Genomic DNA, 10,925 nt, shown 5'->3' on the forward strand with positions numbered 1-10,925 from the left:
GACCACGCCCACACCGGGGGGGGGGGGCGCCCCGCCGCTAGGGGCGCGCTTTTGCGGGGGGGCGCCGCTCCCACGTCGCTTTGCCTTTAAGGATTCACGCTGTCGACTCAACCGACTGGACGGTCCGATGATCAACGCCGACCTCAGAGCAATCCGGTAGTGTTATAGTTGCGCAGTATGGCCCGGCTTATCGTTGACGTTAGCGAGTGAAGAACATCTGGAGCAGATATCATTGAAGCGCAGAGTTTATCTTGAAACTTCTGTCATCAGTTATTTGACTGCACGACCCAGTAAAACCATTATCGGTGCTGCTCACCAGCAAATAACCTCAGCATGGTGGGATAAACGAACAGACTATGATTTGTCGTGTCAGAATTGGTATTGCGTGAATGTGCTGCTGGGATGCGGACGCTGCTCAAAGACGTTTGGAAATCATCGAAAGCATTCCGTTGTTGGTTGCAACAGAAGAGTCATACCAACTCGCAGAGAATCTTCTAAACAAAGGAATAATTCCTGCCAAAGCAGCAGAGGATAGCTTGCATATTGCTATTGCCACGATTCATGCAGTTGACTATTTGCTGACATGGAATTGCAAACACATTGCGAATCCTGAACTGCAAAAAAGAATTATGGATTATCTCAGTGAACAAGGACAGTTCCTGCCGTTCATTTGCACGCCGGAAGAGCTGCTTGGAGAAGAAGATGGCAATTGATGAAATCATAGAAGAAGTCAGAGCTAACAGAGAAGCCCATGCTGCAAATTTCAACTATGACTTGCGCGAAATCTATGAAGATTTAAAGAGATCTGAAAAAGAACATATAGATATGGGCCGTCCTTTTGTAGAACCACCGATTAAGCAAGCATCCGCTAACAAGTCGCTTCACCGGACCACTGCTCCGCTACCGCTCCGCAGTGGCCGGTGAGCTGGGTCGTTAGCCGGCAAGAGCAATACTCTACGCATCTGATCTTCGAGGCTATGCTTTATGAAAGCAGAATTCACCGCGATCGTTAAGAGAGACGGCGACTGGTGGTTGGGTTGGGTTGAAGAAATCCCGGGCGCTAATGCCCAAGAAAAGACGAAAGAGGAGTTGCTCTTAAGTCTAAGAGAAGCTGTTAAAGATATACTGGAACTCCGCTGTCAGGAAGCCCGAGATCAAGCAGAAAATGATTTTGAAGAAATTCCGATAGCAATATGAAGCGCAACGCATTGATTCGCCATTTGTCCAAGTATGGCTGCGAATTAGTGCGTGAAGGCGGACGCCACTCTATATGGAAGAACAAAAACACCGGCGAGATGACGGCCGTACCGCGACACAATGAAATCAAAGAATTGATGGCGCGAAAAATTTGCAGAGACCCTGGAATTGAAGAGCCATGATACGGCTGACACGGCAAATGCAGCCGACCTCAAAAGCGCGCGTCGAACTCGCTACTTATTTCATGCTTCAGTGCCACGCGCGCTTTTGGGTCGGCTGATTTGCAACGTTATGCGCGTGAAGAGGAAGCAGAGAGTCAAATCATCTTATGAAAATCTACCTCGATAGCTGCTCTCTTCAGCGCCCACTTGACGATCAAACCCAACCAAGAATTCGAGTTGAAACCGAAGCCATTCTGTCAATCCTCGCGGCGGCTCAAGCCGGCGATGTTGTGATGGTGAATTCCGAGGCACTCGAATACGAAACGAGGCGTATTCCGGACGTCCAGCGTCGTAGTGAAGTGGCGGCAATTCTGGATTTATCCAAAGAGCGAATCGAAATTACTGATGAGGCAGAGAAATTAGCCGAATCTCTCGAAATCCGTGGCATCAGGCCAATGGATGCTATCCATCTTGCTCTTGCATCGACAGCAAGAGTGGATTTCTTCACGACATGCGATGACCGCCTTTTACGGAAAGCTAGGGCAGAAACTGGGCTCGGCTGCAAGGTCGTCTCCGCGCTTACTCTTGTATCTGAGGCTTTACGATGACAACACATGTTCAACCAATTTCTGAAGTAACTCAACGCGGCACTAATGCGCTAATTATGGCAATAGGGGTTGTTGATACCATTCGATTCCTCAATCAGTTCCGAGCAGGCTCCGGAAACTACACGATAGACCGTGACAAGCTGTTCGAAGGCTTGTCTGTGAAGGACATTATTACTGAAATCAAGGCTCAGCGAGAACCGAGCGCATAACGAATAAGGTTAGATCGTCCGAGCGAAGCGAGCGACGATCTGAACCGTTTGTTGGACAAGCCCGGGATCGTGGCGGTGCGGAGGGGGATAGAAAATAGCTTTTCGAGGCTGAGGGGGGCGTGGAGCCCGGAGGCGAGCGAGGGCGTACGCAGCCCGGCGGTCAAGCTCGGCATCCCGGCGAAGGTAGCGCCCAACGGTAGCCAGAAATTAAAGGACCCAGGTTCGATTTAATTCTCGGCAAGTGAATCGAACCGACAAAAATCGCTTAACGATGTGCTTGGGGTTAAGGGGTCAGGTTCAATTTGATTTAATTTTCGAGAATCGAATCAATGCGATTAAATCGCCTAACACGATGCTCCAGCCGAAGCCGGTTTCGCTCTCGCTCAACCGGCTCGGCTGAGCATGGCGTTAAGTGCGGCAAGACCAAGAGGTGTCAACATATGACAAGCATGCTTGAAAAGGCTTTTAGCGAAGCATCGAAATTACCAGACATTGAACAAAATGCACTCGCAAGGTGGGTTCTCGAAGAAATCGACTCGGATAAAAAATGGGATGCGCTTTTCGCTGAGTCGGAAGATTCGTTAGGCATACTGGCGCTAGAAGCTTTGTCGGAAGAAGACCAAGGAAAGACAACAAAGCTGGATCCGGATGAATTGTGATTTCCAAAGCAACAGCCAAGTTTTTGAAGAGCTACCGCGAGCTACCAGTAGATGTCAGGAAAAGAGCAAAAGAAGCTTACCTGCTTTTTCAGGATGATCCTTGGTATCCGAGTCTACATTTCAAAAGAGTGCATTCTAGCCTTCCCGTATATTCTGCACGCATCACAGACTTGATCGTCGTCTGAGTCCAAACGCACGGCCGCTCACAGGTCGCTTTGCCTGAAGGATGCACGGCGCCGACTCGACCGAGACGGGCGGTCCCATGATCAACGCCCGCATCACAAAGGACTATCGAGCTGTCGGCATATTGAAAGATGAAAAGATAGTTTGGTTCTGGGTAGGCTCGCACTCTGATTACAACGCCTTGTTAAAGCAAATGAAGAGCACTTAACAAAGGCCTTCAGCCGACCGGCCAAAGCGCACTCGCTACGCTTGCATCGCTTTGGCCAACGGCTGAAGCTTACGTTAGGCACCGAGAAAAAATCATCCAAAGCATATTGAGAGAAATAGGAAGCAAGCAAGCTAAATAACGTAAGAGCCGCTCGGTCCCCTTGCTGAGCTTGGCTCCATACCTAGAGGCATCTGCCTTGCGCTTGGCATTTGACACAGCCCTCGCGAAAAGCGGTTTAATCTCGATAACATGTGATTTTTTTATGGCTTTGACTCTAATAGCTGTTGTTGTATTTGCGGGTCTAACTTCGCTTTCTTTCATTTATAGAGTTAAATCCCGAAGAGCCGCTGAAGAATCATATGGAAAATTCTGGTCCAGAATCCTGGACAACCCAATTGGAGATGCTTCTGCGTTTACTAGCAGGTGCGATCCTAGTTGCAGCGGCGATTTGCTGGATTCTGACATCAAGTACAATGTCGTATTGGAATTCGAGACAAAAGGATTATCAGTTGACCCAATGATTTTTTGCTTTGGCTATAGTAAAGAAAACAAGAAATATCCACAGGAAATTGTAAACTACCAATATCGTCAGTCCGATGACGGAAGTGTAACCTGGGAAGGTGGGTGGTCTCTCTCGCTGGATTTTCCAAGAGTTTCGCCAATGGTGGATAGACTTGCGGTTATATCTATGCTCGCGATTTTGCAAGATTCAATAAAGCCGCGTTTTGACCACCTTAATAAGCTTTTCCTAGTTGTTAGCAGAGGCGATTCAGGAAAGATCGTTTTCGTTTATGACGCATTATCCATTGCGGACCAGGAAGATGGCCTCATTCTCCTGGATTTTTATCGTAGCTCAAGAGGTTGGGCCGTTAAAGATATTTGCACTCCTTTAAGTCGCAAAGGCTTTAACAGTATGATTGCCGAGCTCCCCGAGTTCCGGTGATAATTTACTTAATTGTTTAATTTTCAGGAAATAAGGGAATTAATGGGGCTAGGGTCGATTTGATTCTCAGACATCGAATCAAACCGACAAAATTGCCTAACACGCACCTCGAGCCGACCCCATACTGCGCGCGTAGATCAGTACTTTTATTCGGCCTCTTCGCAGCGCAGTATGGGTCGGCTTAGGTGTGACGTTAGCGGCCAACAGCGCGATGGCAAAAAAATCAAACGCAGAATTTGTGAAGTGGTTTGGTCCTGTGCTCGACGCATTGCGAGACCTTGGTGATTCCGGTAGACCACGCGAGGTCTATTCAAGAATCGCTAAGAACCTGGCAATTCCTGATGAAGTTTTGGACGAGACGCTTAAGTCTGGTGCTAGTAGGTTTCAGAACCAAGTTGCGTGGGCACGCCAATACTTAGTATGGGAAGGTCTCGTTGATTCTTCAAAGCGGGGCACATGGACACTTACAGAACAAGGCCGCGCAACTCATCTAACGGAAATTGAGGCTCGGCAGATTTTCTTGAAATGGGTCGCGATTCACGCAGAGGCGCGAAAGGGGCAGCAAGTTCAAGAAGTCGTCGATCCGCTGCAAGAAGATGAAGACGCCGCCCCTGGGCAAGTGGCTACTGATGAAGCTGTGGACCTGCTATCCACACTACGGAGTTTAAGCCCTTCAGGCTTCGAGAAGGTCTGCCGTGAACTGCTTCGGGAATCCGGTTTCGAAAAGGTCGAAGTTACCGGCGGAACGGCAGATGGAGGTATCGATGGCCACGGAGTTCTGGAGATTAATCCATTCGTCAGTTTCAAGGTGCTTTTTCAATGCAAGCGTTATGCGAAAGGGAATCTGGTTTCTCGGGCGCAGGTTGGCGACTTTCGCAACGCCATGATCGGGCGTGCTGAAAAGGGGATCATCATCACTACTTCCGGCTTCTCGGCCGCAGCAGTTCAGGAAGCGAATCGCGAAGGTGCGCCGCAGGTCGAGCTAGTAGACAGCGAAAAACTTGTCGAGATGTTTGAACGGGTTGAGCTTGGTTTAAAAAAGCGCACGGTTTTCGATGTCGATCTCGCATATTTCGAAAAGTATCGATGATAGACGCTAACAAGTGGATCGGCTGCGTTATGTCCTGAAGAGCATAAGTGAAAGTCCCGAACGCAGAATACGAAGTTGTCGACATCCGGAAACTCACCGACTACTGCCTGAGCCACGAACACTCAAGAGGCAAACACAAGGCACGGGTGTTTCTCTCTGCTTTGGGAATGACTGGCAGCAACGCACAAGAACTTGCGGGCACATTGCTACAGAAAGTAATCACGGAGGATTGTGCTATTGGCACAGTGGATGAGTTCGGCACTCGATACATTGTTGACTTCACTTACGCCACGGGCACCAAGGAAGCAATGGTAAGAAGCACATGGATCATTAAGTTGGGCGAAAAAAGACCTCGCCTTACATCCTGTTACGTGTTACGAGGCCGATAGACAATGTCAAACAAGATTAAAGAGTTGGATGTGGTTGCCTTACTACGAGATCTGCCAGAAGCAAGATTAGTCAAGGGGCAAGTGGGGACTGTCGTAGAAAAGCTTGGAGAATCCGCCTACGAGGTCGAGTTTTGCGGGGATGATGGAAGAGCATACGCGATGCTTGGCATCAAAGAAGAAGATTTGATGCTCCTCCACTATTCGAAGGTCGAGGCCGCGTAAACAAGAAAAGACATAACAATCGCGTAAACGCCGACGCATTTTTTGCTCGCGATGCTCGCTACAAATGCGCAGGTTGCGCGAAAGGGTTACGCGAAACGTTAGCCAAAGGAAAAATCATGAGAACATTGATCGTAAAATACCTACCGCGCATTCCCCGATCTCATTCTGCAAAGCTGTTAGAGCGATTTCAGCAGAAAATTGAAGGATTAAGCACCATCGAAGAAATAGATCTTATCCAAAAACCCCCACCTTTTTTTGATCGTGAAGCATTAAATTATTATGTCAAAAGAGACTATCTGAAGCAAGAAATCGGATCGGAGGGCAAACAACGACTGGAGCCTTTTGATGCTTTAACCAGACAATTCATGGGCGCCGACGTCGTCGCGATGGCATTTCCGATGCATAATTTTTCTTTTCCTGGGATCGTAAAGACATACTTTGATGCGGTCATGTTGAAGGAACATACCTGGACGTCGGGTCCAACTGGATATGCGGGTCTGATGAAAGAAAAACGAGCAATCACCATGTCGGCGAGTGGTGGCCCATATCTCGATCCACCCAACCCTTGGGATCACCTCACTACTTTGGTTCGTACTGAATTCCAGTTTATGGGTTTTGCGGAAATCGAGCCGGTATTAGCCGAAGGAATGAACATATCGGAAGATTATAAGGAATCGAGTTTGGATAGATGTTATGAGCAAATACATGAAATCGTTGATAGATGGTATACAGCTGAGTCAACTGGCTAACATGCGCCTACAGCGGACGCACTAAGGCGCGCGCCGCTGAGGCTGCAGTTCGCAGTTCCAGTTCCGGGGACAGTTTACCTAACTCCGGAAGCTCGCAGGAACAGAAAAGAGGACGGATTTATTTATTCGCAACAAACCGGATCTTGGACCAGAACGGAAGCAGCTTTCATGTTCGAGACCTACCTCGCTCTGCCGAAGAGGTCAAATTTAAAATAAATCTGTTCCCTTTTCTATATCTTGCCGTCTTGGCGAAGGCCTTTGAGGAGAATCCAAATGAAATCCCGAGTGCAGAGAATCTTGCAGAGCGGCTGAAACAGAAGCTTAAGGGTGCGTAGGAAGAACGGGTAATAAAAGAACTGGCGCGCAACACATTATTTGCCTAACGAGATGTTTCAGCCGATGCGCAAATAGCGCGGGGCTGATCTTTGCGTTATGTTCGAAAGGTAGCATTCAGCGAGAATCCTCACATGCCTCCAATATATGATCTTGCTCTTGAGGCGATCACGCTTCACGCAGCCCCGCAGTATCCTACCGATCCTGAACAGCTTCGGGGCATGACTCTTGCCGGATTCCGCGTTATGCAAAACGCCACAGACCTCACTTTGATCGAAATGAGATCAGATGCGTTTCGCTTTTTGCTAAGCCCAACGGCGCTCTCGTACTGGAAGAGGAAGAATTGGCTTGAACCTCAAGGAAGAGCCGAATACGTTCGCCTCACAACTTTCGGACTAACTGTCTGCTCCAATAGTTTGATCAATCGAGCCGCCACCAACACAACCGAAGCTACCGTTCAGCAGTGGACCACAAGAATGCTCAACGGAGATACTCTAGCCACAGAAACAAGAACCTTTCAATTGCCGCTTACGAGAAGAACATAACAATTGCGTAAGGGTCGACCCAAAACCGCGCGCGCAGCTCAGTGGTAAATTCAAGCGTCATACCGGCGCAGTTTTGGGCCAGTTACGAATGTCGTTAGGCGCACACAGGAAAATGTAGCGGGACCATATGGCATATGAAAAGTGCCCACAATGCGGATCGGACAAGCATCAACTTATGGCTTGTCCGGCATGCGGATTCACTAGGTTACAGCGTTTCGACGCATCCAAAACTAGAATATCAAATAGGCATTCTGAAAAAGCGTGTTCTGATACAAGAAATAGGTCGGAAACACTTCGCCGTGACTTCGACAAACTAAACGCACCCATTCATAATAAACGCTCAACAAATACAACAGAGCCTGCGCATGGGGCGTCAAATATAGGGAAAAAGATAGGAAAGAAATCAAGAAGAAAACTGTCTCGAACTGAAATTCTTAAACAAGAGAGAATACGCTCAAAATTGGTGGTAAAAAAGAAGGATGAAAATTTAACTCCAGGGCAGATGGCTGCGCGAGAGAAGATCCAAAAGCAAGGTTTTCACGAGGGGGCGAAGGTTCCAGGCTCAAATCTTCGCAAGATAGACAAGTAAGCACCCCCAGCCCTTTTAAGGTGTGTAAAAACAACATTTTAAATGAATCGCTTGAAGCGACGGGTTTGCGGGTCACCGCTGCCAATCCCTAGTTTTGGCAGAGCTGGCCTTCATGAAATCAGCCACTTAAAACCGGACACGTAACGGCACCTTAAAAGGGCTGGTAAGCACCCCTACTAAATTGCTTGTAACAGTAAAACTGCTCTTTATGAATACTTTATCATTATAAATAATCGATTTTTATGAATTTTTTAGCATTTTAATTGAATTTAATATTTTCTATTCAGCATTCGAGATTCTGTTGAGGTACTTAGTTTTCTGAAATTTCTATACAGAGAACAAACCTTATTAATCGCCTAACATGCGCCTAAGACACTGTATAGAAACTAGTTCGCAATGAATCTCGACCCAGATTCCGTAACGACGCCAAATAACTTACTCATAAGCTATTTGATTGTTGCTGATTTGACGGAGCAATAGACGCGAGGAAGCCAGATAGACTTGTGACCCACTTGATCGTGGCTCTCTTTCATAATCCCTACTCAGGCGACGCGATCGACCGATCCAAGCAAATGTGCGCTCTACGACCCATCGGCGTGGCAATACATGAAACCCTTTCTTTCCTTTCCGCCGCTTCACAACTTCGAGGATACAATCGAATTCTGCCAATACCCATTCAAACAGCTCACGGCCAGCGTAGCCGCAATCTGCCCAGATGAGCTTGACGCTCTCGAGGAGCACAAAGAGACGTGTGAAAACCTGACGAGCCGCCTTCCCGTCAAAGATGTTGGCCGCATGCACACAGACGACGAGCAGGCAACCCATTGTATCGACAACGATATGCCGCTTTCGTCCCTTGACGAGCTTGCCGCCATCGAAGCCAGACTCAATCGACGACTCCTGTGTGCCTTTCACGCTTTGGCTATCGATGATGGCGCCGGTTGGGTTTGCTTGGCGCCCATTTTTCTCGCGCAAACACCCACGCAAGGCTGCATTGACCTGCGCGAGTACTCCGCTATGAGTCCATTTATTATAGTAGTAATTAACACGGTTATAAGGGGGAAAATCTTTTGGCAAATAGCGCCACGGACAACCTGTTTTATTGAGATAGAAGATTGCATTCAGAATCTCCCGCATATCCGCGTCGCGAGGGCGTCCGGTGGTATAGGGATCAAGTTCATCTAGGATCGGCTCAATGATAGCCCACTCTTCATCGTTTAGGTCGCTAGGATACCGCACAAGCGCTTCGCCATTGTCTGAAGTCATTTTGATCTCTCCGAATATAGAGGGCAAATTCGTATAGATACGTATAGAATCGGCTCTTGCTTCAGAAATTATGACAATAAATCAGAGGGTTAGTTTCGATACAGTGTCTAAAGCCGAGCCCGTACTGCGCCGTCTAGCTTGCCATTTCGCATTCGGAATCATCATGGGCGCAGTACGGCCCGGCTTAGGCTTGACGTTGGGCATACTTGGATACGATATCGGCCTTGATCATCGTCTCGCCCAAGACCGATAAAAGCACTCAACTAAAGCAATTTTTATCAAAAAAGCAGAGTCTTACTTGACCGACTGAGGTTGCATCACGGCAGGTGGACCGAACGATGATCAAGGCCACGATATCGATGGAACAGACATTTTTATATCAATTCCAATCCGTATACATGACTTGGTATATTTTGGGCGGTGTGACTTTCGTCGGCTTTGGGCTCGGCTTCGCGTTCTGGCTAGACTTTCGGAGGCGCTTATCTCAAAGTTGGCATATCGCTGGCTTGATTGTCTTGTTTGCAGGATCACTTATTGGGGTATTTTTTGGATACCAAGCGACACAACCGGAGTACTTCAAGAAACTGACCGCGAACGATGACGGCATCCGCTTTGCTTACCATCTGTTTACCAGTGATGTGTTTCTTCGCTGGAGTGACATTAGAGCCATGTCGATTCAGAATAACCGATTGGTTATTGAAACCAGGCAGGCGGCAACTTATAGCAGTCCTGTGGTCTATCGCGGTAACCAGGAACAATTACTGTCGTCAATATCACGATTGATGCCAACCGACCATCCACGAGCCTCCTCGCAATAGGAGGCTAATGTCACTATAGGCCCAATATTCACTTCAAGCTGGCGGCTGCGCACATAGCTCAGCGCTTTCATTCAGTCTTGTCTCAGTGCAGTATGGATTGGTTTAAGTTTGACGTTAGTCTCAAACTTCATAGCTTACGCCAAGACAACACAAATCATTGGTTAAAGGGTTCTGATATGCCAAAAGTATTTACTGGAAAAGTGATGATTCCAGGTGACAAGATTGATGAATATTTTCAGGCACGAAAAGAAGCGGAAGAAGAAAGAAAGCCGTTTAGAGATCATCTTGAGAGCTTAAAGTCCGAGTTTGAATCATATCTCTCAAATAAATACACCGAAAAGACGGCTCGGAAACATACTAATATCATTCAGATGTTTATAGAGTTTTTATGTGATTATACGGATGTCGAAAACTTGGAGGATGTCACAAAAGGAATGGCAAACTCTCATTTTAGAAAATGGTATCACCGTAAAGTCTGGGATTCTTCTACGGATAGTGATATTAAAGTTGCAGTCAGAAAGTTTTTTCAGTTTCTAGAGTCTGAGAAAAATATCAAGAACGAAAAGGCGTTATCTGGCTTGAAATAGGCTAATTTATCGCTCAAGGCCGACCACTCCACTCCACTCCACTCCACGTCGGTCTTTTTTGGAAGAATGTTTTTTGGAAGAATGGTGCAGGTCTTCCCTTTTGCCGTCCTTAGCAAGTGGCCATCAATTGTTTCCCGATGCGAGCGATGCCGCCCGAAATCCCCCCTAG

The 10,925-nt window shown here is 47.5% G+C and carries 15 protein-coding genes; 14 read left to right on the forward strand and 1 reads right to left on the reverse strand.

From position 1 onward, the window contains the following. Window positions 1-425 precede the first annotated feature (425 nt). The 12 genes from G3480_RS28625 (at window position 426) to G3480_RS22870 (ending at window position 6,618) form a co-directional block, all read left to right on the forward strand. Entirely contained in the window at window positions 426-713 is a 288-nt protein-coding gene (locus tag G3480_RS28625) for a PIN domain-containing protein (RefSeq protein ID WP_240905992.1), read from the forward strand. Then, window positions 703-924 carry a hypothetical protein gene (locus tag G3480_RS22825; RefSeq protein ID WP_164656408.1) on the forward strand — a complete coding sequence of 74 codons (222 nt, stop codon included), beginning with the start codon at window positions 703-705 and terminating at the stop codon, window positions 922-924. The genes G3480_RS28625 and G3480_RS22825 overlap by 11 nt, the downstream gene beginning before the upstream one ends. Window positions 925-984: 60 nt before the next feature. Next, window positions 985-1,197 (forward strand): type II toxin-antitoxin system HicB family antitoxin, encoded by a 213-nt coding sequence (locus G3480_RS22830; RefSeq protein ID WP_164656409.1) that lies wholly within the window; start codon window positions 985-987, stop codon window positions 1,195-1,197. Then, window positions 1,194-1,379, forward strand: coding sequence for a type II toxin-antitoxin system HicA family toxin (locus tag G3480_RS22835; RefSeq protein ID WP_164656410.1), 186 nt, complete (start codon window positions 1,194-1,196; stop codon window positions 1,377-1,379). Before G3480_RS22830 ends, G3480_RS22835 begins: the two co-directional genes overlap by 4 nt. 146 nt (window positions 1,380-1,525) lie before the next feature. Then, on the forward strand, window positions 1,526-1,966 hold the full coding sequence (locus G3480_RS22840) for a PIN domain-containing protein (RefSeq protein ID WP_164656412.1): 441 nt from the start codon (window positions 1,526-1,528) through the stop codon (window positions 1,964-1,966). Beyond that, the gene (locus G3480_RS22845) at window positions 1,963-2,175 is read left to right on the forward strand and encodes a hypothetical protein (protein WP_164656414.1); all 213 of its coding nucleotides are present in this window, start codon (window positions 1,963-1,965) and stop codon (window positions 2,173-2,175) included. Before G3480_RS22840 ends, G3480_RS22845 begins: the two co-directional genes overlap by 4 nt. Window positions 2,176-2,615: 440 nt before the next feature. Then, the gene (locus G3480_RS22850; protein WP_164656416.1) at window positions 2,616-2,834 is read left to right on the forward strand and encodes a hypothetical protein; all 219 of its coding nucleotides are present in this window, start codon (window positions 2,616-2,618) and stop codon (window positions 2,832-2,834) included. A 587-nt stretch (window positions 2,835-3,421) separates the two neighbouring features. Beyond that, window positions 3,422-4,168, forward strand: a complete 747-nt coding sequence (locus G3480_RS22855) for a TerD family protein (RefSeq protein ID WP_164656417.1) — start codon at window positions 3,422-3,424, stop codon at window positions 4,166-4,168. A 211-nt stretch (window positions 4,169-4,379) separates the two neighbouring features. After that, a complete protein-coding gene (locus tag G3480_RS22860; RefSeq protein WP_164656418.1) occupies window positions 4,380-5,258 on the forward strand; it encodes a restriction endonuclease in 879 nt (292 codons plus the stop codon). A 47-nt stretch (window positions 5,259-5,305) separates the two neighbouring features. After that, on the forward strand, window positions 5,306-5,647 hold the full coding sequence (locus G3480_RS29610; protein ID WP_167752485.1) for a DUF6883 domain-containing protein: 342 nt from the start codon (window positions 5,306-5,308) through the stop codon (window positions 5,645-5,647). A gap of 3 nt (window positions 5,648-5,650) precedes the next feature. Then, on the forward strand, window positions 5,651-5,869 hold the full coding sequence (locus G3480_RS22865; protein ID WP_164656419.1) for a DUF4926 domain-containing protein: 219 nt from the start codon (window positions 5,651-5,653) through the stop codon (window positions 5,867-5,869). A 116-nt stretch (window positions 5,870-5,985) separates the two neighbouring features. Further along, entirely contained in the window at window positions 5,986-6,618 is a 633-nt protein-coding gene (locus G3480_RS22870; protein WP_164656421.1) for an FMN-dependent NADH-azoreductase, read from the forward strand. Window positions 6,619-8,520: 1,902 nt separating this feature from the next. Here the strand turns inward: G3480_RS22870 and G3480_RS22875 are convergent. Continuing rightward, entirely contained in the window at window positions 8,521-9,351 is an 831-nt protein-coding gene (locus G3480_RS22875; RefSeq protein ID WP_164656423.1) for an IS5 family transposase, read from the reverse strand. 338 nt (window positions 9,352-9,689) lie between these two features. Here G3480_RS22875 and G3480_RS22880 point away from each other — a divergent pair, with 338 nt between their 5' ends. Further along, entirely contained in the window at window positions 9,690-10,169 is a 480-nt protein-coding gene (locus G3480_RS22880) for a hypothetical protein (RefSeq protein WP_164656425.1), read from the forward strand. Window positions 10,170-10,261: 92 nt separating this feature from the next. Then, window positions 10,262-10,756 (forward strand): site-specific integrase, encoded by a 495-nt coding sequence (locus G3480_RS22885; protein ID WP_206171852.1) that lies wholly within the window; start codon window positions 10,262-10,264, stop codon window positions 10,754-10,756. Window positions 10,757-10,925 lie beyond the last annotated feature (169 nt).

Origin of the sequence: Thiorhodococcus mannitoliphagus (genome assembly GCF_010915725.1) — a bacterium.
GTDB classification, from domain to species: domain Bacteria; phylum Pseudomonadota; class Gammaproteobacteria; order Chromatiales; family Chromatiaceae; genus Thiorhodococcus; species Thiorhodococcus mannitoliphagus.